Here is a 23,398-nt window from a genome sequence, read left to right on the forward strand (position 1 = left end):
AAATGGAAGATCATTCATTAGAGAAAAAATTCAGTAAGTTTATTGTTGCGGTTTCAATTGTAATTCCACTTGTGGTAGCGATTTTATTTGGTGTAAAATTGAAAGACTTTGGAATTCAGGTTGAGCCACTTTCTTTTCTCCCTCCAATTTACGCAACAACAAATGGTATTACCGCTGTAGTTTTGGTTTGGGCAGTATTAGCCATTAAAAACGGAAAACGTAAACTTCATGAGCGTTTAATGACTTTTGCAATTGGACTTTCAGTAGCCTTTTTAGTAATGTATGTGGCCTATCACATGACCTCTGATTCTACTAAATTTGGTGGCGAAGGAGCAATTCGTTATATCTATTTCTTTATTCTGGTAACTCATATTTTATTGTCGATTGCTATTATTCCATTGGTTTTGATTACGTATGTACGAGCATTGGCGAAACGTTTCGACAGACATAAAAAAATCGCTAAAATAACATTCCCGCTTTGGTTGTATGTTGCGGTTACCGGTGTTATAGTTTACTTAATGATTTCTCCTTATTATGCTTAAAATGGAAAATAGATTAAAGAATAAAGAAAATAGAAAAGCAAATAGAAGTAGGTTTGTGAATTTTTTATCAATGAAATGCTTCTATATTCTTGCGTCTATTCTCTTTTCTCTAAACGCGAATGCACAATGTGCGATGTGTCGTGCAGCGCTAGGCGGAGATTCAAATGTTAAAAAAGCAGAAGCAGTAAATAATGGAATCGTTTATTTAATGGTTATTCCATATTTATTGGTAGCAGTAATAGGTGTTCTGATTTACAGAATGTACCAGTCAAAAAAGAAAAAGTCTGATAATTAGAAAATTAGGAAATGTATCAATTAGATAATTCTTTTAATTGTCTAATTATCTAATTGACACATTATCTAATTGACACATTATCTAATTACTATTTTAATCCGTTTACCGAGACGTTTACAGTACCGTTTATTTTGATAAAAGCAATAATAGCCTGATTGGTCAGTTGAATTTTATCAAATTGTATGTCTTCCATTTTTCCATTGACAAAAACACCCGGCATTGGAGAATAGTTTTTAAGATAAGCCGCCATGTTTTTCTTGCCTTCCTCTAAATTGGGTTGTATCGAATAACGACAGCTCTCTTCCATTTTTCTTAAAATATAACCCTGACCCAGCCAGCTTGCGGTACGCATTAACCTGCTTTTGGTGTCTAGAACGTAATCCAGTTTTTCAAAGTAAATTTCTTTGGTTTGTGGATTGTATTGTGGAAATCCGTTTAAGTAAAGCGTTCCGTTTACAGATCCTAAAACATCCAGAGCAATAACCATCTTTCCGTTTTTATGCCAGATGGATACATTTTTTACCGTTACTTTTTTACTGCCCGAACCAAATTCCTGACCCGCAAAATTCTTCGTCATAATCTTTGAAGCGTCAACATAGGTCGATATCGCAGCTATATTTGCCGAAATCTGATTGGGAATTTTAGCCACAGGTTTCAATATGATTTTATTGGCACTGAATTTAGATTCGGGTTGTTTGCCTACGATGGTTTCCATATTGCATTTCATTCCCATGTCCAGTAAAAACTGATCATTCTTTAGTTTTGCATTTGTCGAATATACTTCAACAGGAACAATTCTAAGCCAGCTTTCATAAGTGTCACTCAGTTGAAAGGGAGTGCAGATCTTCTCTAAAGCAGTTAAAACATTTGGTTTAAAATCCATCGATTTTTCGATAGCTTCATCTATTTTCTTTTCAATTTTTGATTTAAAAATAGAAATTGCAGGATTTACCAGATACGTAATAGGCATGCTCTTTCCAAATATCTGCATGGTTGGACTTTCGCTCCAGTCTAATGATTTAAACTCCGTTTTAGTATTTAATTTCCAGTTGGTCAGTGCTACTTCACTGGAAAGGGTAATGACGCCATTCAGATTAAATTCTCTCGTGTCGTAAAGTTCAACGCCTAATTTCTTGGTGCCAATTCGGTATTTGATAGTCGCTTTTAAAGGCAGGATTGTTTTTATCTTCTTGTCCGGGTTTGCAGGATCATTTTGAATTTTTATAGGAGCCTGCTTCCAGATTTTCATTTCGATATCGTCGTCGTCGATTGTATTGTCTTCATAAATCAACCCGTTTAAAAGGGCATTGGTTTGATTTTCAATATCACTAAGCTTAACCGTAATAGGTAAATTGATAAAGGAAGGGTTTGCTTCGTAAACTAACGGACTTGCGTCATCCGGTTCCGGTTTTAGGGTTTCCAGCTTTTGAGCCGTAGAGCATCCTGTAAGTACTGCAAGTAGTGTGATTGAGGAGATAATGGAAGAAAACTTCATCGGTATTATTTTTTTAGTCTGACAAAATTAATAAAACAATTATATTATTGTAAAAATGTGTAACAATTAGCAAGAAAGTGAGTCTTATTCAAAGAAGAAGGGATAATTATTAACGTTTTCTTACCATAAAAAAGTTAAGAAAAATGTTATTATTGTTTTAAAATTTAACAAATACCACCATGATCGAGATCAAAGATTTGCATAAGTCCTATAAAATGGGCAGTTCGGAGTTGCACGTGTTAAAGGGAATTAATTTTAATATTGAAGAAGGTGAGCTGGTTGCAATTATGGGATCATCGGGATCAGGGAAATCAACACTTTTGAATATTTTAGGAATTCTGGACGAGGCTGATTCCGGTAGTTATATCTTAGATAAAACCCCGATCAAAAAGTTAAACGAAACAATAGCGTCTAAATACCGTAATAAATTTTTAGGATTCGTATTTCAGTCTTTCAATCTGATCAATTATAAAACGGCTCTCGATAATGTTGCAATGCCTTTGTATTATCAGGGAGTTAAGAGAAAGGAGCGTTACGACATCGCTATGAAATATTTAGAGAAAGTTGGACTTGGTTCGCATTCTCATCACTTACCCAATGAGCTCTCCGGAGGTCAGAAACAGCGTGTTGCCATTGCAAGAGCTTTGGCTTCAAATCCAAAAGTTTTATTGGCAGACGAGCCGACAGGAGCATTGGATACTAAAACCTCTTATGAAGTTATGGAATTGATTCAGGGGATTAACGATGAAGGAAAAACAATCCTGATCGTAACCCACGAACCTGATATTGCCGCAATGTGCAAAAGAAATGTAGTCCTGAAAGACGGATTAATTATCGATGATAAAAAGGTAGAACAAGTTAGAGCTTCATCTTATGTTTAATATTGAGCGTTGGCAGGAAATATTTGAGGCAATCTCTAAAAACCGGTTGAGAACATTTCTTACCGGAGTTTCTGTAGCGTCAGGGATTTTTATTTTAGTGATTTTGCTTGGTGCAGGGAAAGGGCTTCAAAACGGAATTGAGAAACAATTTGAACGTGATGCTGCCGGAATTATCGAGGTTTGGTCGGGAACAACCACAAAAGAATATAAAGGTCTGAATCCGGGGAGACAAATTCAGTTTAGAAATAGTGATTACTCACAATCGGTGCAGAAATTTAATGATAAACTGGAACTGCAGGCTTCAACACAAAACTACTGGGGAGGAACCTTTACTTATGGAAAAGAATCCGGTAGTTATCAATACAGAGGAGTTGATCCGGATTATTCAGGAATAGAGAATCTTACTGTTGTTCAGGGGAGATATATAAACAGTAATGATTTGGCGAATAACGAAAAAGTAGCCTGTATTGGAATGAAAGTCAAAACAGATTTGTTTAAAGACAAAGATCCTTTGGGAAAAGAAATTTCAATCAATAATATCAATTTTAAAGTAGTAGGAGTTTTTACTGATCCGGGAGGAGAAAGAGAAGAAACCCGCGCTTATCTGCCTAGAACTACTGTTCAGAGAGCTTACGGTGGTGGAGATAAAATCAGTAACCTGTTTTTTACGTTAAAGAAAACGAATAATTACGACGAGGCTTTGGCACAATCTGAAAAATTCACACAAGATTTGAAGGATCTTCTAAAAAGCAAAAATGTAATTGCTCCTAATGATGACAGTGGAGTTGGGGCTTACAATTCCGTTAAAGATGCCAAACAGTTTTATGATTTGAATTTATACATACGATTGTTCTTTTGGTGGGTAGGTATTTGTACCATTATTGCCGGAGTGGTTGGGGTAAGTAACATCATGTTGATCATTGTAAAAGAAAGAACAAAGGAAATCGGAATACGAAAAGCACTCGGAGCCTCTCCGTTTTCAATCATTTCGATGATCCTTCATGAATCTATTTTTATCACCACTATTGCTGGGTTTACTGGCTTGCTGGCTAGTTTAGCGTTATTGGAATTTGTTGGGCCGATGGTGCAAAGTGAGTATTTTAGAAATCCTGAAGTCGATTTTAGTGTGGCATTAACTACACTGGCGCTGCTCATATTTGCAGGTGCTCTGGCAGGATTTTTTCCGGCTTACCATGCAGCAAAAATTAGACCTATTGTAGCACTTAGAGACGAATAATTATGTTTAAAAAAGATAATTGGGACGAGATTTTACAGGCTTTAACTGCCAACGTTTTCAGAACAATCCTAACGGCGTTTGGGGTGTTTTGGGGTATCTTTATTTTGGTGATATTACTGGCTGCCGGAAACGGTCTGGAGAACGGAGTTAAGAAAGGTTTTGACGGAATTGCTACAAATACGATGTTTATGTGGAGTCAGACCACTTCAAAAGCATACAAAGGTTTGCCTAAAACACGTCAGTATGAATTTAGAAACAGTGATGTAGGTGCTTTAAAAGCGGCTTTGCCGGATTTATTGTACGTGTCGCCGCGAAATCAGCTGGGGGATTTTAACGGAACGAATAATGTGGTTCGAGGTACCAAAACTTCGGCATTTACCATTTACGGAGATTATCCGGAGCTGATCAAACAACAGCCGATGGATATTATCAAAGGACGATTTGTAAATCAGCAGGATATCCTTGAAAAACGAAAAGTTGCCGTGATTGGTAAAGGAGTTATCAGTGAACTTTACGGAAAAGAGGAAGAAGCGATTGGAACTTATGTGAAAATCAACGGAATCAATTTTATGGTGGTAGGAGTTTACAAATCAAAACAGCAAGGAGGAAATGCAGAGCAGGAACAAAAAAATATATTTATTCCGTTTACCACTTTTCAACAAGCTTTTAATTACGGAGATAAAGTGGGATGGATGGCACTTACCGCAAAAGATGAGACGTCTATCACGGATCTAAAACCAAAAATTCTGGAGATCATTAAAAAACTGCATTCTATAAATCCAACAGATGAACGTGCTGTTGGTAATTTTGATTTGTACGAACAGTTCAATAAAGTACAGAGTTTGTTTAGTATTTTAAAGATCATTGCTTATTTCGTTGGAACTTTAGTGTTGATTTCGGGAGTAATTGGTATTTCAAATATCATGCTTATTGTAGTGAAAGAACGTACCAAAGAAATTGGTATTCGCAGGGCTTTAGGGGCTACGCCTGCAGCCATTCGCGGACAAATTTTAGCAGAGTCTATATTTTTGACCATCATTTCAGGAATGCTGGGTATTGCCGTGGCGACCGGAATTATTGCGCTTTTAAACATGGCATTAGCTTCAATGCCGCCGGATAGCGACACCATGTTTGCAAATCCAAGTGTCGATTTGAGAGTCGTATTTGTCGCTTTAATAATATTAGTAGGATCTGGTTTGCTGGCAGGATTTATTCCCGCACAAACCGCAATTAATGTGAAGCCTGTAGATGCTTTACGAACAGAATAAATTATCAATCAGAATATAATCGAATTAAACTGAAAACACAATGAAAAAAGGAGTAACCGTAACCATTTTAATCTTTATTGCTATAGTTTTCTTTGGCGCACTGTATTACCTGTACGCTAAGAATCAAGAGTCTCCAATTGTATTTAAAACGGAGAAAGCAGAGATTAAAACCATCGTTAAAAATACTATCGCAACCGGTAATATTCAGCCTAATGAAGAGGTCCTAATCAAACCAAACATCTCAGGTATTATCGAAGAAGTGTATATCAAAGCGGGAGAGAAAATTAAAGCCGGCGATATGATTGCCAAAATCAGAGTTGTAGCCAATGTTTCTAACGTAAGCAGTACCCAGAATCAGGTACAGACTGCCAAAATAGCTTTAGACAATCAGGAAAAAATTTATCAAAGACAAAAAACATTGTTTGATAAAGACGTAATTTCAGCAAATGATTTTGATGCAGCGCAGTTGGCGTACAAACAAGCGAAACAAAATTATCTGGCAGCAAAGCAAAGTTTAGATATTGTTAAAACCGGAACAACAACATCACTTGGAAATTATGCCAACACTTTAATCCGTTCAACAGTAAACGGAATGGTACTGGCAGTTCCTGTTAAAGTAGGAAATCAGGTTATTGAGAGTAACAATTTTAATGAAGGAACTACTATTGCCAGCGTAGCAGATGTGGGAAGGATGATTTTTATTGGAAAAATTGATGAATCTGAAGTAGGGAAAATCAAAGAAAAAATGCCAATTGAAATCACTGTTGGGGCGATCGAGAATAAAAAGTTTGAAGCTGCTCTGACCGATATTGCGCCTAAAGGAGTTGTAGAAAACGGAGCAATTCAGTTTGAAATTAAAGCAGCTTTGGTAAATAGAGATGCTACATTTATCAGAGCTGGTTTAAGTGCAAACGCCTCGATTATTTTAGAAAAAGCAGATAAAGTTTTGGCGATAAAAGAATCACTGGTACAGTTTGATAAAAAAACGCAAAAGCCTTACGTTGAGATCGAAACTAATCCTCAGAAATTTCAAAGAAAAGACTTAGTTTTAGGAGTAAGTGATGGAATTTACGTTCAGGTGAAAAGCGGAATCAAAGCTTCGGATAAAATTAAAATCTGGAATCAGGGTTTAATCAGTGAAGGAGAAAAAAAGTAATTTGAGCAAATAAAGAATTTTGGTTTTTAAAAAATGTTAAATTTGCGTAGTAGGATTACTACGTTTTCATTCAAAATATATGAAGATAAATAAATATAATAGCCTGGTTTTTGCGATGTTATTCGGTTTTGGCTTGTCTGGTCAGGCACAGACAAAAAAATGGACATTGGAAGAATGTGTTCGTTATGCCTTAGAAAATAATATCACGATTAAAAATTCGGAACTGGATATTAAAAATACGGCCATCGATAAAAAAGCAGCAATCGGTAATTACCTGCCTAGTGTTAGTGCCAATGCTTCACACTCCTGGAACATTGGTTTGAACCAGGATCTTACAACAGGGGTTTTGCGTAATCAGACTACTCAGTACTCAGCCGTAGGTTTAAATGCGGGGGTTGATATTTACAAAGGTTTGCAAAACCAAAACACACTTCGAAAAGCCAATCTTTCGATGGTGGCGTCAAAGTATCAATTGCTTAAAATGCAGGAAGATATTTCGCTGAATGTAGCCAATGCTTTTTTGCAGATACTTTTTAATAAAGAGAATTTAAAAGTAAAAACAGAACAATTGGCTATTGACGAAAAACGTCTGGCACGTTCTGAAGAGATGGTGAGTGCAGGAACAATTCCTCGTGGAGATTTATTTGATTTGAAAGCAACAGTAGCTACAGATAAACAAGGAATTATTGTCGCTGAGAATAATTTATTAATCTCAAAATTGAGTTTAGCACAGCTTTTGCAATTAAAAGAATTTACAGAGTTCGATGTAATCGATAATACCAATGCGAAAGATGAGAATAACATCATGGGACAAACTCCGGGTGATATTTATAATAAAGCAAAAGAACTGCGAACAGAATTAAAACTGGCTCAGACCAATCTTGAAATTGCTCAGAAAAATGTAGCTATCGCAAAAGGAGCTTATCAGCCAACGCTTAGAGGTTTCTATGGTTTTAATACAAGAGCAAGTTATAGTGACAGGACAAAACTGGACGCAAATAACAAACCATACATAGTAGGGCCGGATCCAATATTTCAACAGTTCAGTGACAATAAGGGACATAGTTTTGGTTTTCAGTTAGACGTGCCAATTTTTAACGGTTTTTCTGTTCGAAATAATGTAGAGCGTACTAAAGTAAGTTTAGAGAAATCTAAAATAGATTTAGAGCAAAAAAGTTTAGATTTGCAGCGTAATGTTTATACTGCTTTTACAGATGCAAAAGGAGCTTTAAATACTTACGAATCGTCTACTGTAACATTAGAAGCAAGACAGCAGGCCTACAACTATGCTAAAGAAAAGTATGATGTAGGTTTAATGAATTCTTTTGATTTTACTCAGGCACAAACGTTGTTAACCAATGCGCAGTCTGATGTGATCAGAACAAAATACGATTACATATTTAAAATAAAAATATTAGAATTCTACTTTGGAATTCCAATTGTTACAAAATAATTTATTATGTCTAAAAAAACGATTTATCTTTTAGTAGGTGGCGCAGTAGCACTTATTGCAGTTTTAGTTGGTCTTTCGAAAGCAGGTGTTATTGGGAATAAGGATGAAGGAACAGAAGTAGAAATTTCAAAAGTAATAGCTTCAACAATTGTTGAAACAGTTTCGGCAACAGGAAAAATTCAGCCTGAAATTGAAGTGAAGCTTTCGTCAATGGTTTCGGGAGAAATTATTGCGTTGAATGTAAAAGAAGGCCAGGTGGTTAAAAAAGGAGATTTATTGGTAAAAATAAATCCCGATTTGTATACCTCAGGTTTAGATCGTTCCGTAGCTAATCTGTCAGGAACTAAGGCCGGTTTAACACAGTCTGAGGCGAGTTATAATGAAGCGAAAGCCAATTACGACCGTAACAAAACGTTATACGAAAAAGGAGTAATTTCAAAATCAGATTGGGATAAGGCAATTTCGACTTATGAAGTAGCCAAAGCTACCAAGCAAAATGCGTATTACAATGTTAAAAGTGCTACGGCATCGGTTACAGAGGCCAGAGATAACTTAGGACGTACGTTAATTTATGCTCCTGCTGACGGAACCATTTCAGTTTTAAATGTGGAACTGGGAGAGCGTGTTTTAGGAACGCAGCAAATGGCGGGGACAGAACTTTTGCGTGTAGCCAACCTAAATAATATGGAAGTTGAAGTTGACGTAAACGAAAATGATATTGTTAAAGTAAAAATTGGCGACGAAGCAAACGTTGAAGTCGACGCTTATCTGAAAAAGAAATTTAAAGGTATTGTAACCAGTATCTCTAATTCGGCCAGTACAGCACTAACTTCTGATCAGGTAACAAATTTTAAAGTTAAAGTTCGTATCCTGAAAGAATCTTATCAGGATTTACTGGAAGGACAACCAAGTACTTATTCTCCTTTCAGACCAGGAATGACGGCTACCGTAGACATTCGTACCAAAACTAAAAACAACGTTTTAGCGGTGCCAATCAGTTCAGTTGTGGTTAAGTCGGATACTGCTGCAGTAAAAGATTTTAAAGTTGAAGATCCAAACGAAGATAAAAAAGCAGCTCCTAAAAGCGATAAAAAGTTTGAATGCGTTTTTGTAAAAGTAGGGAACAAAGCCAAAATCAAAATTATTAAAACAGGTATACAGGACGATACGAATATCGAAGTAATGTCAGGATTGAAAGCAGGAGATGTTGTCATCACAGGGCCTTATACCACTGTCTCTAAAGATTTGAATTCCGGAGATAAAGTAAAACTCAAAAAAGCAGATACTGCCAGGAAATAAAAACAAGTTTATGACTGTTGCATTACATGGTGGTTTGTATGAAGAAATGATTTATGGTATAAGTGGAGGATTTGTTTTGGCATTCCTGTATTTTATTTTAACTCACTATAAGGTATATAAAAGTGAATACTATAATGAGGAATATGTATATTTTTCATCAGGCAGAAAGTTCTTTCTTTATATTGGTTTTCTTATTGTTAATCTTTGTGTAGCTTATTTGTTATTTTTTATTTTTGCACTGATATTTGCTGGAATTTCAAGCTACGTCATTAAAAACTTTTAATAACACTAAAAAAACATACACCTTGTCTTTTATTCTCAATATTGAAACAGCTACCAAAAATTGCTCCGTATCCATTGCTAAAAACGGAGAAACCATTATATGCAGAGAAATTGCCGAAGAAGGTTATTCACATGCCGAAAAACTGCATGTTTTTATCGAAGAGGTAATCGCCGAAGCAGGTGTAGCGGTTGAGGATTTAGTGGCAGTTGCTGTGAGCCAGGGGCCGGGTTCTTATACTGGTCTGCGCATTGGGGTTTCGGCTGCTAAAGGATTGTGTTTTGCCTTAAATATTCCATTGATTGCAGTTGATACTTTGCAGACATTAGCTTCACAGGCTAAAGTTTCCGAAGGGAAAATTATTCCGATGCTGGATGCCAGAAGAATGGAAGTTTATAGCGAAATATTTTCGGCTGATTTAAAAATCGAAAGAGCGATTCAGGCTGAAATTATCACTGAGAATTCTTTTAAGGAATATACAGAGACTGTGTATTTTGTTGGAGATTGTGCTGAAAAATGTAAAACAGTTTTAACCCTGCCGAATTTTGTGTTTTTAGAAGAGATCAAATATCCTTCGGCAGCAGCGATGAGTAAAATCAGTTTCGATAAATATCAAAAAAGCGACACTGTTGATGTCGCTTATTTTGAACCTTATTATTTAAAAGATTTTATGATGGCTCCTCCATCAAAAAAAGCATAAACCTTTTTATTTTTGAAGAGTGTACGGCTGAACCGAAATTCCGGCTTCGTCTAATGCTGCTTTGCAGTTCTCTAAAGTCTCAGAAAAAACAGCTCCATAATTAGCATTTTTTGCCCACGGACGTACGGCAAACTCTACAGAACTTGCAGTTAAGTTTTTGACAAAAACTTCCGGAGCAGGTTTTTTTAGTACTTTTGGATTGTTGTTTAAAACGTTCAAAAGGATATCTTTTGCTTTTTTGATATCAGAGTCATACGAAATCGCAAAAGTCAAATCAGCTCTTCGTTCTCCCTGCATCGAATAATTGATAATGGTACCGTTTGATAAAGCTCCGTTAGGTACAAAAACAGTTTGATTGTTAGCCGTTAACATCTTTGTTACAAAAATCTGAATTTCTACCACGGTTGCAACAACTCCTCCCGCGGTTTCGATCGTATCGCCTACTTTGAAAGGTTTGAATACGATAATCAGCATTCCTCCTGCAAAATTGGATAGTGAGCCCTGTAAAGACAAACCTACGGCAAGACCCATGGCTCCTAATATGGCAACAAAGGATGATGTTTCAATACCAAGCTTTGAGATAAAAGTCACAAATAGTAAAATTCGGAGTGCCCAAATCAGGATGTCAGAGAGGAATCGGGTCAATGTGGGATCCAGATTTCTTTGGATCATTATTTTTGTGATGATTCTGCTGATTAATCGGATGGCGTAGATTCCGACAAATAAAATGATGAATGCTGAGATTAATTTTGGAGAATAATCGATTAATACGTTAATAAATTTAGTAGCATAATTGCTAATCTGTTCTGAATTGTACATATTTTTAGAATAAAAAAACCTTCCCAAAGAGAAGGTATATTAGTTTTTGCAAATATAAAGATATTTCCCGGGATAGAAAAAGAGAGTTTTATTCCTTATCTGCAGCCTCATCAATAACGTCGTCAGCTTTAGTAACTGCTTTTTCGCTGATATCCGCTACGGTTTCTGAAACAACTGCTTTAGTTTCTCCGGTTAGCTCGCTAGTTTTTTCTTTTACAGAATCAATTACGTCACTTATAGAATCAGATGCTTTTTCAACATATTCGCTCACAATGTCCTTTGCCTGATGTGCATAGTCAGTTGCGGTTTCGATCAGTGGTTCTGATGCTTCTTTGGCTTTTGCAAAAGTTTCTTCGGCGAAGGTTTCTGCTTTTTCGATATAAGGAGCAGCGGCTTCTTTGGCTTGTTCAAAAGTGGTTTCGGCCTGGTGTGTCAGATCAGTAGCAGAATCTTTGGCTGTCCCAAATAAGTTCTTAAAGAATGAAGATAATCCCATAGTCTTGATATTGATTGGTTTAGAATACAATATTAACTATTTTTAAAATACCAAGACGTTATTTGGGTAATAATTTACTGATAATTAGTGAGATATGTTTTTTAAACTAAAAAAGCGCCTGCCAATGGCGGACGCTTTCTGTATTTTATAAAGGAAAAAATTAAGCGTTTACAGCCTCTACTTTAATGGCTTCGTCGTTTAACATGCTTTTTAGCATATTTTCGATTCCGCTTTTTAAAGTAAAAGTCGAGGATGGGCATCCACTGCAGGCTCCTTGTAGAATTACTTTTACTGTTTTGTCTTCTTCATTATAAGAGTCAAAAGCAATATTTCCACCGTCAGCAGCAACTGCCGGTTTTACGTATTCTTCCAAAATGTTAATGATTTGCTGTGAAGTAACATCCAGTTTGTCAAATGCTTCGTCTTTTGTGATGTCGTTTTTAGCAGCTGTTTCAATCAGACTTTCATCTAAAACAGTTCCTCCGTTTTCAATAAACTGCTTGATAAAAGTTCGCACTTCAAGTGTGATTTCCTGCCAGTCATTGATGTCGTATTTGGTTACCGAAATGTAGTTTTCATCGATAAATACTTCTTTCACATAAGGAAATTTGAATAATTCTTTGGCCAATGGAGAAGAGGCAGTCTGATCGATATTTTTATACTCAACAGCGTTTCTCGTCAGCATTCTGCTCACTACGAATTTCAGGGCCGCAGGATTAGGAGTTGTTTCTCCATAAACCGTAATAGGTTGTTTTTTAGTTTGGGTTTCTTCAACTTTAATGATTACGCCTCCCTTGTCTACAAATGAAGTAATCTGTTCCGCAACCGCATCTTTTACATCGTCCCATTCAACAATACTATATCTTTCGATGGCAATAAAGTTTCCTGAAATATAAACGGTTTTTACAAACGGTAAATAGAATAATTGTTGTGCTAAAGGAGAAGCTTGTGCTTCGTCAATATTTTTAAATTCGAAGCTTTGATTCTGAGTTATAAAATCTTCAAATTCAAACTTTAATATCGTTGGATTTTGAGTTTCTTTTATGGTGATTTTCGTCATGATTTGTAATTTTTTACAAATTTACTAAAGTTATTTTTTGCGGATACCTACTATTTGATTTTTTAATAAAAGAATTAAGACTCTTTTCCAATAAATCTTATTAAATTTGTGGCGCCTTAAATTAGTTGATCAATGTGTTGTTTTATGAAGTTTAGAATCAGGGTTTTATTGTTTTTTTTAATTGTATCAACTTACTCTTACTCACAAGAAGGGATACCGGTTTATTCCGATTATTTGTCTGATAATTATTATCTGATCCATCCGTCGATGGCTGGAGCGGCGAATTGTGCCAAGATAAGACTGACTGCCAGAAAACAGTGGTTTGGTCAGGAAGATGCTCCGTCTTTGCAAACGTTAACTTTTAATGGCAGAATAGGGGAGCGGTCAGGAGCCGGAATTATTATTTTTAATGATAAAAACGGTTACCATTCTCAAAAAGGATTAAAACTTACCTATGCACATCATATCTTGTTTTCCAGAGATGAGCTTGATTTGAATCAGTTGTCATTTGGTATTAGTGGGGGAGTAATTCAGAGTCAATTGGATGAAACTAAATTTGGAACCAATTTTGATCCTATCGTCTTCGGCTCTATTCAAAAAGATTCTTATTTTAATGTTGATGTCGGGGCATCCTACAATTATCTTGATTTTTATGCCCACGCAACAGTTCAGGGCTTGCTGGAAACACGAAGAGAATTATACACCGAATATGAGAGTAATAATCTTAGAAAGTTTCTTTTAAGTGCGGGGTATGTTTTTGGAAAAAGAAATACAGTAACCTGGGAGCCATCTGTATTGTTTCAGGTGTTCGATAAAACCAAAGAAAAAACCATCGATTTAAACCTTAAGGCTTATAAAAATATGGATTTTGGAAGTCTGTGGGCTGCCTTATCTTATCGAAAAGGTTTTAATGGTACGCAATATGGTACGTCAAGTGGAGTAGCTGCTCAAAAACTGCAATATATTACGCCAATCATTGGTGTGAACTATAAAAATTTTATGTTCGCTTATACCTATTCTCAGGTTACTGGTGATGTGAAATTTGATACGGGCGGGTACCACCAAATTACCCTCGGGATTAATTTATTTTGTAAAAAGGAACGTTACGACTGTAATTGTCCTGCAATTAATTAAAAAAATAGTATGCTGATTAAATCTGTAAACGGAAAAACACCTCTGATTCCAGAGGATTGTTATGTAGCCGAAAATGCTACAATTGTGGGCGATGTGACTTTTGGAGATTCCTGTAGTGTCTGGTTCAACACCGTTATTCGTGGTGATGTTAACTTTATCACGATCGGAAATAAGGTGAACATTCAGGATGGTGCGATCATCCATTGTACGTATCAAAAACACCCTACTGTTATTGGAAACAATGTTTCGATAGGTCACAATGCGATTGTTCACGGCTGCACGATTCATGATAATGTTCTAATCGGAATGGGTGCTATTGTTATGGACAATTGTGTGGTTGAAAGCAACTCGATTATTGCAGCCGGTGCGGTTGTTACTCAGAATACGGTCATAACCTCAGGAAGTATTTATGCAGGTGTTCCGGCTAAAAAAGTAAAAGACATTGATCAATCCGATTTTGCAGGTGAAATTGAGCGTATTTCGAATAATTACGTGATGTATTCCGGCTGGTTTAAAAACGAAAACGAAAAATAAAATATTAAAAATAGAAATTCCAAATTCCAAAAGTATTAAACCTTGGAATTTGGAATTTCTATTTTTGGAATTTAACCTAAAGGTTGATTCTTTCGAAGAAAGAAGTCTTATAGCTTTCACTGATTGGAATGCGTTTATCGCTAATCAAAACTTTGTTCTTCTGAATGGATTTTACGTGTTTTATATTGATGATATACGAGCGGTGAATTCGGGAAAATCCTTTGTTTGAAAGCAGATTTTCAAGTTTAATCAAACTGATTAGTGTGAGAGTAAATTTGTTATCAATAGTATAAATTTTTACATAATCTTTCAGTCCTTCAATAAATAGAATATCAGAGAAATTCATTTTTACATTTTCGTATTCCGCTCTTACGAACATAAAATCCTGTTCCAGTTCCGGCGGGGTAGTGTGTTCTGAAATAGTCTGAACTGTTGTGGCCGGATTTAATACTTGCTGTGCCCGTACAACCGATTTCAAGAACCGGTGAAACGGAATAGGTTTGACTAAATAATCCACTGCTCCAAGGTTAAAACCTTCGACGGCATAATCAGAAAAAGCAGTTGTGAAAATAACCAACGGTTTTTTCTCGATTGTATTCAGGAAATCGATCCCTGAAAAATGCGGCATCTGGATGTCCAGAAAAATCAAATCAACATTATTCTGATTGATGAAAGAAATGGCATCAATGGCATTGTTAAAAGTATGGATCAATTCGAGAGCATCTACTTTTTGAACAAAATCTTCCAGTAATTCAACTGCTAAAGGTTCATCGTCTATAATTACACATTTCATCTGTTGAAGTTTTAATTTTAAAGTTTTGTTTAGCGTCAAAAGTACTTTTAAACCAATAAAATAAGTTTTAAAATTATCATAAAAATATATAGAAGAACTTTTCGGCCTTTATAGTAAATTGGCCTTATGTAAAAGGTCTAATCTATCGCGGTCTGAATTTTATCCAATTCCAAATTCAAATGTACACGAAAGAACTCGTCATCTTGTGTGATATCAAGTTTATGTGCATTGGGATAAAGTAAATCTAGTCGGTTTTGAATGTTGACCAATCCGATTCCTGAGTTGTCAGGATCTTTACTATAGTCTTCAATCGTATTTCCGATCCAGAAATCCAGACTGCTGTTTAGAATGAATATTTTAATTTTCACGTGAGCCGCACCTTTGTAATCGGTTCCGTATTTGAACGCATTTTCGACAAACGAAATTAATAGTAAAGGTTCAATAAACTTGTTTCTGGTGTCGCCATGAACATTGATTACGATGTCTTCAATATTGTTTAATCTCAGTTTTTGCAATTCGATGTAGTTCTGGATGTAATTGATTTCTTTTTCCAAATCGACCGTTTTGTTATCGGTTTCATACAGCATATAGCGCATCAATTCTGATAAGGTCACGATGGCATCCGGAACTAAATCTGATTTTTTGTGTGCCAGAGAATAGATACTATTTAATGAATTGAATAAAAAATGCGGATTCGTTTGCTTGCGCAGATAGATCAGTTCTGTGTTGGTTCGGTGTGTTTCGGCGATTAATTTGTTTTGCTGATTGTTGTAAAATTCGGTCAGTGTTCGGATAACCGCACTTATGGTAATAATCAAAATATAAAAAAAAGAGGGGCCGATTTTAAAAAATAATGGTTGTTTTGTAGCCACAAAAGTCTTCAGTCTCCCGCCTTTATGGAGTAATTTAAGAACTTCCGGAGGAGGTAAAGCTTTTACTACTCGTGTCTGCGCAAAATCAGGAATAAAATAATTGAGTCTGACAACCATGAAAATTAAAATCAGGGCAGATACAAACACAAAATACAGCCAGTATTTTTTTTCCAAAAGCAAAACGGGAACCAGATAAAAATAGTTCAGATAAAACAGAATAATTCCGGTACCCCATTGTACATAAAAATCAGGACTGACTTTGAACGGACTTTCATAAAACTGAATTAATGAAGTCAGAATAAAGAAAATCCAAATGATACCGTGAAATAAAATTTTGTTTGAACTGGTATTTTTGATCGTATCTAATATCATTTATAATTTTATTTTTAATAAAATTAAGTCATTTTTGGTTATTGTGGGCGATCTATTTTGATTGAGTCTGGTTACTACCAGCTGAGCCACTTTTAGAGCATCATTTTTTGTACTAAAGCTTTTAGAGTCGTTTATGACTGGAATAATAGCCTGCTTGATAATGATTTTGTTCTTTAAAGCAATCGAATAACCCCAACCTGACGTAGTTTTGAAGGCTTCGATCGTAAAAGTTTCATTTTTCGCACAGGCTAAAAATTGTAAAGTAAGTACGATAAGTAAGATAGTCTTCCGGGTGTTAGTCCGGAAGAATGGCTTTTTTATTTTAGTTGTCATTACTTGTTTGCTCTTCTAACGGTTTAAATTCCCATGCATCATCAAAATAGGTTGAACCTGTTCTTCCCAGCATATAAAAGCCGCGATTGTTAATGGCAAAGCCTACGGCATCTGTTCGGGTTGCACCTTCCGTTGGGGTTTTTTCTGCCCATAAATCGGTGGTTGGGTTATATTCCCAGATGGTTTTGATATTATCTCCTCCCACAACATATCCCAAACCATTCATGGCAAAAGCGGAAGCATTTGAACGAACAACGGCATAATCATCATTGTAAGAGCTGTCATCATCCGTATCTTTATCAATGTCACGTTTTCTCGTCCATGCCTCAGTTGCGGGATCAAATTCCCAAAAATCCTCCTGATACACTCCGTTGTTAATTCCTGTTCCCAAATACACTTTGTCAGCAATTACAAAAACAGTGGCATTACGTCTTTTATTTCCGCTAAAACCATTTACAAGAGTCCAGTTATTAGCCTGATCGTTGTACTGATAGAAATCTTTTAGATAATTTCCATCATAACCGGTTCCAAAATAGGCTTTTCCACCTGCCTGAAAACCTACCGCTGCGTAACGTCCGGTTCCGGCAAAATCAGTTTTTTGAGTCCATGTATTGTTGCTTGGATCGTACTGATAAAAATCTTTTAATTTATTAGTTCCGTCATAACCTAAACCAATATATCCCTTTTGATTTAAGGCAAAAGCCGAGGCAGAACTTCTTCCGATACCCGGAAGATCCGCTTTTTGCTCCCAGTAATCTCCATTTGAATTATACGACCATAAATCTTTCAAATAAACATCTCCGGTATAACCTGTTGCGACATAAGCATAATCGCCAATGACAAAACTGGTTGCGCTGGATCGTGCAGGTCCGTCGAATGCCGATTTTTTAACCCAGTTTCCTATTAGCTCCTCACTGCTGTCATTGCTGCAGCTTATGAAAAAGAGACCTGAAAACAGCGTCACGAATAGTATTCCTTTTTTTAAATTATTCATAATGTATTAAGTTTATTTATTGTTTGTATTTGATGCCAATTCCTAAGACATAACCATTACCGGTATTAAAATCATAGACTTTATGATTGTCTTTGTCGGTTAGACTGTATTTCCTGTCAAAATCATAACCGGCCTTAAAATTCAGAAACCAGTTTTTATCGACATTTCTTTCATATTCGAATGCAGTAGTCATTTGCGACAGCGTAGCTTTCGTTGCATTGTCAATTGATTGTTTTGTCTCGTCCAGATGATAAAAATTACCATTGAAGCTATTGGTCAGATTAAAAGTGTTGCGAATATTATTGGAGTACGAAATCTTTGAATTCGGGAAGCCTATTAGCAAACTGCTTTCATTGCTGAATTTATAGTTGAAAGACACTACAGGTAAGAACTTAACATCGCCTAGTATAGCTGATCTGGAAATTCCAATTTTAAGACTCGTTTTAGAATTGAACTGCCGATTCATTTCCAGACTGGCCAAAAGAGAAAAATCATTTAGTCCCGGATTGCCCTGAAAATTTAAAGTGGGAACAATCGAAAAACTCATATTGAATGTATTGGTGAAATCATGTGAAATTTCAAAATTGTTTTTAATCTGATTGAAGTATTCCTGATTTTCCTGTGTTTTATAACTCCCCAGATCATAATTCACATTTAAATTGGAATACTCTAATGTGTTTTTTATTTTGTTTTTAGTGCCCGTTTTTTTGCTGTAGGATAGGCCAATACTGGTTTCAGTGAAATCAATTTTAGCGGTTGGTTCTGTTTTTAAATTCAGGTGAATGTCAATGGTCTCCTGAGCTTCCATACTGAAAAACAAAATCAAAAAAAAGGAACAAATTAGTATTCTTATTTTCATTACTTATTTATTGGTTCAAAAGTAGGAGGCTGGTTGTTTTAAAAAAAAGAAGATATATGTATGACGATTTTTGATAGACTAAATAGCCAATTTCAAAGTCGAATGAGGTATTCGATGCCGTAGGTCTACTATAGATGTTTTTTGGCTGTTTATAGTGTAAAAATGCATGACGGTATATGTTATGATGCGGCGCGAAAGAGGGCCATTTATATTTGTTCAAAAAATTAGAATATGCACAAGTATATAGGAATGTTATTTTTGGCGATGACCCTGTTTTCATGCGGAACCGACTCAGATGCCGGTGAGTTTGTAGTGGGATCTGATTATCTGGCCGTGGGCAATAAAGTTATTATGATTGATACGATGACGGTAGAGATGTCAACCATAAATTTTGACTCTTTGGTTACTTCCGGTAAAAATCGAATTATGATTGGAAATTATGAAGATCCTATTTATGGGAAGGTAAAATCAAACAGTTATTTTCAATTGGCTTCCGATTCTTATTCTTTAAAAAATGACGGATCTGATACAGAATCGACCAATTATGTTTTTGATTCTATTTCGATGATTCTGAAATATGATAAATATTATTACGGAGATACCACAAAAGTTCAGACATTTAATATTCATCGCTTAACAGAGAAAGTAAAGCCTAATACAGATGATAAAAGCTTCTACAATAATTCGGTTTTAAATTATAGTGATGAGAGTCTGGGGACCATTTCGTATAAACCCAGACCAGCCGGGAAGGATTCTATTAATATTAAAATGAGCAGTACTTTTGGAGCGGCTCTTTTTCAGAAAATCAAAAAGAGAGAAATTACAGATTTTGATAGTTTCAGCGAATATTTAAAAGGACTTGTTCTGGTTCCTTCTGTTTCAAATTCAGCAAACGTCGTTGGTTTTCATGTCGCGTCGAGTAAAGTACGGCTGTATTATTCCAAATATCAGGCAAACACTGAAGAAGTTCCCTATATCATAGATTTCAAGATTTCGGATGCGCAAAAGCAGTTTAATGCAGTTTCGTTAGATAAAACTGGAACTATAATTCAAAATCTGCCAGCTTCGAATAGTAAGCTGTCGAGTACATTAACCAATCGCCAGGGATTTATTCAGTCCGGTACCGGAGTTGCCTGTAGGATTGATTTTCCGAATATCAAACAACTGAAACGAATCTCGGCTAATGGGGCAATTGTAGATGCGCAATTGTTTTTAAAACCGGTTAACAATACGTATTCAGAAAAATACCCGTTAGAGGATTCTCTACAAGTTTATGTAAGCGATAATTTAAACCGAATCAGTACTTCTTTGGTCAATTCAAAAAGGGGTGCAGTATATGGTATTCTGAACAAGAAGAGTGATGAATTCAATGAGAATGTTGGATACACAATCCCGATTGGTTATTTTCTGCAGAAAGAAATGTTGAAACAATCTAATTCCAGATCTTCTCTTATCCTCACTTTGCCAGGGATTTCTAAGACAGTTAACCGTATTGTTTTAGGGGATCAGAAACATGTGAACAATAAACTCCAGCTTAAAATTTATTATATCTCTTATTAAATGAAAAGTAAAATTGCCTGTCTAAGCTGCTTCATTTTGATGTCGTTAGCGTCGTTTTCTCAAAGTATTTCAAGTTCTCCTTACTCGTTGTATGGTGTAGGAAGTGTATACGATTCTAATTTTGGAATCATTCCCTCCATAGGAGCTTCGGGAATTGCTTTGCCTTCTGCCACTTTTATCAACAATTTAAATCCGGCATCACTGGGATATTTGCCACAGAATCATTTTATGTTTGATGTAGGAGGAAAATCTATTTCGACTACTTATCAAAGCAGTTCAAAAAGCGAAAGCCGTAATAATTTTCAGTTCTCTCATTTGGCTTTTGCTTTTCCGGTGACTAAAAACTCAGGATTTAGTATTGCGATACGTCCATATTCGAGTGCTGCTTTTAAAATCTCGAATTTAAAATTACCTATCGAAAACAGTCAGGATTTTTACTATTTAACGGCAACCGGCTCCGGAGGATTAAATAATCTGGATTTGTCTTACGGCTACCGATTTGGTAAGAAATTGTCCGTTGGAGCTTCAGCGTCTGTCCTGTTTGGAAATACAAAAGACAGCAGGAGTTTCTTAATTATGAATTCTATTACAAGTATTCAGAAAAACACAAATTACAATGGTCTTCGGGCAACATTAGGTGCGCAGTATCAAATTGATTCCACTCTTACTGTTGCTACAACATTTAAAGTACCAAGTCAGATTAAAGCATCCAAAGTACAGACGGTTCAAACTATTGCCGATGATGTTGTTACAACCATAGAGTCTGACGTGGCTTCAGACACAGACGATTATTATATGCCTTTAGAAATGGGTATTGGGATCAGTAAACGTTTTAAGAACAACTTAAACATAACGCTGGATTACGAAAAAAGCTTGTGGGGCAATACCAATCAATCTGAATTGTATGGCAATTTCGTAAATCAGGATCGATTCGCCCTGGGATTTACATACAGTGGAAGGAAAAATATCCGTAAATATTGGGATAGGGTTCAGTATGCCGCAGGTGTAAACTTTGACACCGGTTATCTCGAAATTGATGGTAAAAGAGTTAATAATGCCGCAATTTCAATAGGGCTTAATTTGCCTCTTGAAAATACCTATTCGTCGTTAAATATTTCCTATTCGTACGGACAAAGAGGAAGAGTTTCAGATAATCTGATCAAAGAAAATTATCATAAAATATCCCTTAGTTTATCTCTGGACGGAATTTGGTTCGTTAAGCGAAAATTTGAATAACGAATTAAAAATCCTTTTCGATAACAGGGTATTTATAGTTCAAAATTGATTTTAAAACTTCGGGATTTGAATTGACATAAAACACAGGTTCGCTTTTTGGACTGGTAGAAAAACCAACTTTCTCGCGCAGGATATTTTGTGTTTGTCTGGCAACTGCTTCTCCCGAATCAATAATGTGAATGTGTTCCGGAAGAATCTTTTTGATTTGTGGAATCAAGTAGGGGTAATGACTGCATCCCAGAACAAGATAATCGATATTAGCATCAATCATTGGTCGTAAATAAGATTCCAGTAATTGAGTCATTTCCGGAGAATATAAGTTCCCGTCTTCAATAAGCTGAACAAGTCCGTGACCCACTTGCTCAATAATGGTCGTATGCTGAAACATTTCGGCAGTTTTATTGAACAGTTCGCTGTTTAACGTTCCTTGCGTGGCTAATATTCCAATAACCTGCGTTTTTGAATTGTTGGCAGCCGGTTTAATTGCTGGCTCAATTCCTATAAAGGGAATGTCATAATCAGCGCGAAGCTCACGAATAGCATTGGTCGTAGCAGTATTGCAGGCAACCACGATTAGTTTACAGTTTTGTTCCAGTAAAAAATCTACATTTTTTTTACTTAGAGCAACAATCTCTTCTTTTGTTCTTTGACCGTAAGGAGCATTTTTGCTGTCGGCTAAATAAATAGTCTTCTCGTTAGGAAGCAGATCATGAATGGCATTCCAGATGGAAGTTCCTCCAATACCGGAATCAAAAACGCCTATAGGATTGTTGTTTGTCATAGGACAAATTTAATATTTTTTGATATAAATGCATCTCCCAATTGAAAGGAAATCTTTGAATGTTTTTGTTTTTTAACGGTGTTTTAACTCGAGGAGAATTTTGGCGGTTTAACCACAAAGAACGCGAAGAGTTCGGTAAGGTTAGCTATATTTTTGCAGATCTGGAGTAATTGTAAAGGGATATTTTCTAGAGTCCTTTGTCCACAAGTATTTGGTTTACGGTTTGACTCTCAGATTGAATTATTCGAAACTTATTGCTCTGAAAGAGCCTAGGCAATAACATGGTGCAACACACTATGAATATGGATGATCCTTGTAAAAGCCCTGAAAGGGCTAAAGCTTAATTGAGAACAAAATTATTTACCCGGTTCTAGTGAAATGCATAAAAAAAACGGTCCGTACTTTAAAGCGTACGGACCGTTTTTTTTATAAGAAATTCTTATTAGAATCCTAAATCTTTTTTTACATCAGCAGTAATGTTTGGACCATCAGCTAACAATAAAGTAGAACCGTCTAAAATGTATTGGAAACCTTTAGCTTTTCCAACTTTTTGGATAGAAGCTTTTACTTTTTCCATTAATGGTTTTACGATGTCAGTTTCTTTTTGTTGTAATTCTTTTTGAGCGTTGTCTCTGTAGTCAACAATTCTTTTTTGCATGTCCTGAACTTCTTTAGAACGTTCTCCGTTTACAGCGTCAGTTACAGTTGCAGCTTCTCCTTCGTATTTTTTGATTTTTACTTGATATTCGTCAACCATTTTTTTGTATTCAGCATCATATGTACCACTTAATTTTTGCAGTTGGTTTTGAGCGTCTAGCATTGCAGGCATTTTCGACATAATCTCGCTAACATCAACGTGAGCTACCTTAGCTTGCGCGTTCATCGTGTTACTTGCTCCTAAAACTAGTATTGCAGCAATTAGTAAAGTTTTGATTTGTTTCATCATTTT

25 protein-coding genes are annotated in these 23,398 nt (G+C 35.9%); 14 read left to right on the forward strand and 11 right to left on the reverse strand.

Annotated features, from left to right (window positions below):
• The first annotated feature begins 2 nt into the window (after nucleotides 1–2).
• Both ACAM30_RS11455 and ACAM30_RS11460 read left to right on the forward strand, forming a co-directional pair.
• Nucleotides 3–542 (forward strand): DUF420 domain-containing protein, encoded by a 540-nt coding sequence (locus ACAM30_RS11455; RefSeq protein ID WP_369618608.1) that lies wholly within the window; start codon nucleotides 3–5, stop codon nucleotides 540–542.
• Nucleotides 535–837: a hypothetical protein gene (locus ACAM30_RS11460; protein WP_369618609.1), complete on the forward strand. Its 303-nt coding sequence runs from the start codon at nucleotides 535–537 to the stop codon at nucleotides 835–837. The genes ACAM30_RS11455 and ACAM30_RS11460 overlap by 8 nt, the downstream gene beginning before the upstream one ends.
• Before the next feature lie 88 nt (nucleotides 838–925).
• On the opposite strand, the gene ACAM30_RS11465 is transcribed toward ACAM30_RS11460, so the two are convergent.
• Nucleotides 926–2,332 (reverse strand): DUF4403 family protein, encoded by a 1,407-nt coding sequence (locus ACAM30_RS11465; protein ID WP_369618610.1) that lies wholly within the window; start codon nucleotides 2,330–2,332, stop codon nucleotides 926–928.
• A 179-nt stretch (nucleotides 2,333–2,511) separates the two neighbouring features.
• On the opposite strand from ACAM30_RS11465, the gene ACAM30_RS11470 reads away from it, so the two are divergent.
• From ACAM30_RS11470 to tsaB, 8 genes are all read left to right on the forward strand, one after another.
• Nucleotides 2,512–3,213, forward strand: a complete 702-nt coding sequence (locus ACAM30_RS11470) for an ABC transporter ATP-binding protein (RefSeq protein ID WP_135223155.1) — start codon at nucleotides 2,512–2,514, stop codon at nucleotides 3,211–3,213.
• Nucleotides 3,206–4,450 carry an ABC transporter permease gene (locus tag ACAM30_RS11475; RefSeq protein ID WP_369618611.1) on the forward strand — a complete coding sequence of 415 codons (1,245 nt, stop codon included), beginning with the start codon at nucleotides 3,206–3,208 and terminating at the stop codon, nucleotides 4,448–4,450. The genes ACAM30_RS11470 and ACAM30_RS11475 overlap by 8 nt, the downstream gene beginning before the upstream one ends.
• A gap of 2 nt (nucleotides 4,451–4,452) precedes the next feature.
• The gene (locus ACAM30_RS11480; RefSeq protein ID WP_369618612.1) at nucleotides 4,453–5,718 is read left to right on the forward strand and encodes an ABC transporter permease; all 1,266 of its coding nucleotides are present in this window, start codon (nucleotides 4,453–4,455) and stop codon (nucleotides 5,716–5,718) included.
• A 40-nt stretch (nucleotides 5,719–5,758) separates the two neighbouring features.
• Nucleotides 5,759–6,874, forward strand: coding sequence for an efflux RND transporter periplasmic adaptor subunit (locus ACAM30_RS11485; protein ID WP_369618613.1), 1,116 nt, complete (start codon nucleotides 5,759–5,761; stop codon nucleotides 6,872–6,874).
• A gap of 79 nt (nucleotides 6,875–6,953) precedes the next feature.
• On the forward strand, nucleotides 6,954–8,327 hold the full coding sequence (locus tag ACAM30_RS11490) for a TolC family protein (RefSeq protein WP_369618614.1): 1,374 nt from the start codon (nucleotides 6,954–6,956) through the stop codon (nucleotides 8,325–8,327).
• Between the two features lie 6 nt (nucleotides 8,328–8,333).
• Nucleotides 8,334–9,626, forward strand: a complete 1,293-nt coding sequence (locus ACAM30_RS11495; RefSeq protein ID WP_369618615.1) for an efflux RND transporter periplasmic adaptor subunit — start codon at nucleotides 8,334–8,336, stop codon at nucleotides 9,624–9,626.
• A 10-nt stretch (nucleotides 9,627–9,636) separates the two neighbouring features.
• A complete protein-coding gene (locus ACAM30_RS11500) occupies nucleotides 9,637–9,909 on the forward strand; it encodes a hypothetical protein (protein ID WP_369618616.1) in 273 nt (90 codons plus the stop codon).
• A 22-nt stretch (nucleotides 9,910–9,931) separates the two neighbouring features.
• On the forward strand, nucleotides 9,932–10,606 hold the full coding sequence (gene tsaB / locus ACAM30_RS11505; RefSeq protein WP_369618617.1) for a tRNA (adenosine(37)-N6)-threonylcarbamoyltransferase complex dimerization subunit type 1 TsaB: 675 nt from the start codon (nucleotides 9,932–9,934) through the stop codon (nucleotides 10,604–10,606).
• A gap of 6 nt (nucleotides 10,607–10,612) precedes the next feature.
• Here tsaB and ACAM30_RS11510 read toward each other — a convergent pair whose 3' ends face one another.
• The 3 genes from ACAM30_RS11510 to ACAM30_RS11520 all read right to left on the reverse strand — a co-directional run bounded on the left by ACAM30_RS11510 (nucleotide 10,613) and on the right by ACAM30_RS11520 (nucleotide 12,981).
• Nucleotides 10,613–11,425, reverse strand: a complete 813-nt coding sequence (locus ACAM30_RS11510) for a mechanosensitive ion channel family protein (protein ID WP_369618618.1) — start codon at nucleotides 11,423–11,425, stop codon at nucleotides 10,613–10,615.
• 88 nt (nucleotides 11,426–11,513) lie between these two features.
• The gene (locus tag ACAM30_RS11515) at nucleotides 11,514–11,921 is read right to left on the reverse strand and encodes a YtxH domain-containing protein (protein WP_369618619.1); all 408 of its coding nucleotides are present in this window, start codon (nucleotides 11,919–11,921) and stop codon (nucleotides 11,514–11,516) included.
• A gap of 160 nt (nucleotides 11,922–12,081) precedes the next feature.
• Nucleotides 12,082–12,981, reverse strand: a complete 900-nt coding sequence (locus ACAM30_RS11520) for a NifU family protein (protein ID WP_369618620.1) — start codon at nucleotides 12,979–12,981, stop codon at nucleotides 12,082–12,084.
• Nucleotides 12,982–13,125: 144 nt separating this feature from the next.
• Between ACAM30_RS11520 and ACAM30_RS11525 the strand changes: the two genes are divergently transcribed.
• The gene (locus ACAM30_RS11525; protein WP_369618621.1) at nucleotides 13,126–14,115 is read left to right on the forward strand and encodes a type IX secretion system membrane protein PorP/SprF; all 990 of its coding nucleotides are present in this window, start codon (nucleotides 13,126–13,128) and stop codon (nucleotides 14,113–14,115) included.
• 9 nt (nucleotides 14,116–14,124) lie between these two features.
• Nucleotides 14,125–14,649, forward strand: a complete 525-nt coding sequence (locus tag ACAM30_RS11530; protein ID WP_369618622.1) for a gamma carbonic anhydrase family protein — start codon at nucleotides 14,125–14,127, stop codon at nucleotides 14,647–14,649.
• 76 nt (nucleotides 14,650–14,725) lie between these two features.
• Here the strand turns inward: ACAM30_RS11530 and ACAM30_RS11535 are convergent, their stop codons facing one another.
• The 5 genes from ACAM30_RS11535 to ACAM30_RS11555 all read right to left on the reverse strand — a co-directional run bounded on the left by ACAM30_RS11535 (nucleotide 14,726) and on the right by ACAM30_RS11555 (nucleotide 18,872).
• Complete coding sequence (locus ACAM30_RS11535) at nucleotides 14,726–15,442, reverse strand: LytR/AlgR family response regulator transcription factor (protein WP_369618623.1); 717 nt, start codon at nucleotides 15,440–15,442, stop codon at nucleotides 14,726–14,728.
• A gap of 137 nt (nucleotides 15,443–15,579) precedes the next feature.
• Nucleotides 15,580–16,686 (reverse strand): sensor histidine kinase, encoded by a 1,107-nt coding sequence (locus tag ACAM30_RS11540; protein ID WP_369618624.1) that lies wholly within the window; start codon nucleotides 16,684–16,686, stop codon nucleotides 15,580–15,582.
• Nucleotides 16,687–17,019, reverse strand: coding sequence for a DUF4907 domain-containing protein (locus tag ACAM30_RS11545; RefSeq protein ID WP_369618625.1), 333 nt, complete (start codon nucleotides 17,017–17,019; stop codon nucleotides 16,687–16,689).
• Nucleotides 17,009–18,013, reverse strand: coding sequence for a Kelch repeat-containing protein (locus ACAM30_RS11550; RefSeq protein WP_369618626.1), 1,005 nt, complete (start codon nucleotides 18,011–18,013; stop codon nucleotides 17,009–17,011). Before ACAM30_RS11550 ends, ACAM30_RS11545 begins: the two co-directional genes overlap by 11 nt.
• Before the next feature lie 16 nt (nucleotides 18,014–18,029).
• On the reverse strand, nucleotides 18,030–18,872 hold the full coding sequence (locus tag ACAM30_RS11555; protein ID WP_369618627.1) for a DUF6268 family outer membrane beta-barrel protein: 843 nt from the start codon (nucleotides 18,870–18,872) through the stop codon (nucleotides 18,030–18,032).
• Nucleotides 18,873–19,103: 231 nt separating this feature from the next.
• On the opposite strand from ACAM30_RS11555, the gene ACAM30_RS11560 reads away from it, so the two are divergent.
• Both ACAM30_RS11560 and ACAM30_RS11565 read left to right on the forward strand, forming a co-directional pair.
• Nucleotides 19,104–20,432, forward strand: coding sequence for a DUF4270 family protein (locus ACAM30_RS11560; protein WP_369618628.1), 1,329 nt, complete (start codon nucleotides 19,104–19,106; stop codon nucleotides 20,430–20,432).
• Entirely contained in the window at nucleotides 20,433–21,668 is a 1,236-nt protein-coding gene (locus ACAM30_RS11565; RefSeq protein WP_369618629.1) for an aromatic hydrocarbon degradation protein, read from the forward strand.
• A 4-nt stretch (nucleotides 21,669–21,672) separates the two neighbouring features.
• Here the strand turns inward: ACAM30_RS11565 and murI are convergent, their stop codons facing one another.
• Both murI and ACAM30_RS11575 read right to left on the reverse strand, forming a co-directional pair.
• A complete protein-coding gene (gene murI / locus ACAM30_RS11570) occupies nucleotides 21,673–22,449 on the reverse strand; it encodes a glutamate racemase (RefSeq protein ID WP_369614804.1) in 777 nt (258 codons plus the stop codon).
• A gap of 442 nt (nucleotides 22,450–22,891) precedes the next feature.
• Nucleotides 22,892–23,395 carry an OmpH family outer membrane protein gene (locus ACAM30_RS11575; RefSeq protein WP_017497918.1) on the reverse strand — a complete coding sequence of 168 codons (504 nt, stop codon included), beginning with the start codon at nucleotides 23,393–23,395 and terminating at the stop codon, nucleotides 22,892–22,894.
• Between the last annotated feature and the right edge of the window lie 3 nt (nucleotides 23,396–23,398).

Source organism: Flavobacterium sp. CFS9 (genome assembly GCF_041154745.1).
Taxonomy (GTDB): domain Bacteria; phylum Bacteroidota; class Bacteroidia; order Flavobacteriales; family Flavobacteriaceae; genus Flavobacterium.

Excerpts from the sequence above, each read along its gene's own strand:
- ACAM30_RS11455 (WP_369618608.1), top strand. The coding sequence starts at position 3 with ATGGAAGATCATTCATTAGAGAAAAAATTCAGTAAGTTTATTGTTGCG.
- ACAM30_RS11460 (WP_369618609.1), top strand. The coding sequence starts at position 535 with ATGCTTAAAATGGAAAATAGATTAAAGAATAAAGAAAATAGAAAAGCA.
- ACAM30_RS11465 (WP_369618610.1), bottom strand. The coding sequence starts at position 2,332 with ATGAAGTTTTCTTCCATTATCTCCTCAATCACACTACTTGCAGTACTT.
- ACAM30_RS11470 (WP_135223155.1), top strand. The coding sequence starts at position 2,512 with ATGATCGAGATCAAAGATTTGCATAAGTCCTATAAAATGGGCAGTTCG.
- ACAM30_RS11475 (WP_369618611.1), top strand. The coding sequence starts at position 3,206 with ATGTTTAATATTGAGCGTTGGCAGGAAATATTTGAGGCAATCTCTAAA.
- ACAM30_RS11480 (WP_369618612.1), top strand. The coding sequence starts at position 4,453 with ATGTTTAAAAAAGATAATTGGGACGAGATTTTACAGGCTTTAACTGCC.
- ACAM30_RS11485 (WP_369618613.1), top strand. The coding sequence starts at position 5,759 with ATGAAAAAAGGAGTAACCGTAACCATTTTAATCTTTATTGCTATAGTT.
- ACAM30_RS11490 (WP_369618614.1), top strand. The coding sequence starts at position 6,954 with ATGAAGATAAATAAATATAATAGCCTGGTTTTTGCGATGTTATTCGGT.
- ACAM30_RS11495 (WP_369618615.1), top strand. The coding sequence starts at position 8,334 with ATGTCTAAAAAAACGATTTATCTTTTAGTAGGTGGCGCAGTAGCACTT.
- ACAM30_RS11500 (WP_369618616.1), top strand. The coding sequence starts at position 9,637 with ATGACTGTTGCATTACATGGTGGTTTGTATGAAGAAATGATTTATGGT.
- ACAM30_RS11510 (WP_369618618.1), bottom strand. The coding sequence starts at position 11,425 with ATGTACAATTCAGAACAGATTAGCAATTATGCTACTAAATTTATTAAC.
- ACAM30_RS11515 (WP_369618619.1), bottom strand. The coding sequence starts at position 11,921 with ATGGGATTATCTTCATTCTTTAAGAACTTATTTGGGACAGCCAAAGAT.
- ACAM30_RS11520 (WP_369618620.1), bottom strand. The coding sequence starts at position 12,981 with ATGACGAAAATCACCATAAAAGAAACTCAAAATCCAACGATATTAAAG.
- ACAM30_RS11525 (WP_369618621.1), top strand. The coding sequence starts at position 13,126 with ATGAAGTTTAGAATCAGGGTTTTATTGTTTTTTTTAATTGTATCAACT.
- ACAM30_RS11530 (WP_369618622.1), top strand. The coding sequence starts at position 14,125 with ATGCTGATTAAATCTGTAAACGGAAAAACACCTCTGATTCCAGAGGAT.
- ACAM30_RS11535 (WP_369618623.1), bottom strand. The coding sequence starts at position 15,442 with ATGAAATGTGTAATTATAGACGATGAACCTTTAGCAGTTGAATTACTG.
- ACAM30_RS11540 (WP_369618624.1), bottom strand. The coding sequence starts at position 16,686 with ATGATATTAGATACGATCAAAAATACCAGTTCAAACAAAATTTTATTT.
- ACAM30_RS11545 (WP_369618625.1), bottom strand. The coding sequence starts at position 17,019 with ATGACAACTAAAATAAAAAAGCCATTCTTCCGGACTAACACCCGGAAG.
- ACAM30_RS11550 (WP_369618626.1), bottom strand. The coding sequence starts at position 18,013 with ATGAATAATTTAAAAAAAGGAATACTATTCGTGACGCTGTTTTCAGGT.
- ACAM30_RS11555 (WP_369618627.1), bottom strand. The coding sequence starts at position 18,872 with ATGAAAATAAGAATACTAATTTGTTCCTTTTTTTTGATTTTGTTTTTC.
- ACAM30_RS11560 (WP_369618628.1), top strand. The coding sequence starts at position 19,104 with ATGCACAAGTATATAGGAATGTTATTTTTGGCGATGACCCTGTTTTCA.
- ACAM30_RS11565 (WP_369618629.1), top strand. The coding sequence starts at position 20,433 with ATGAAAAGTAAAATTGCCTGTCTAAGCTGCTTCATTTTGATGTCGTTA.
- murI (WP_369614804.1), bottom strand. The coding sequence starts at position 22,449 with ATGACAAACAACAATCCTATAGGCGTTTTTGATTCCGGTATTGGAGGA.
- ACAM30_RS11575 (WP_017497918.1), bottom strand. The coding sequence starts at position 23,395 with ATGATGAAACAAATCAAAACTTTACTAATTGCTGCAATACTAGTTTTA.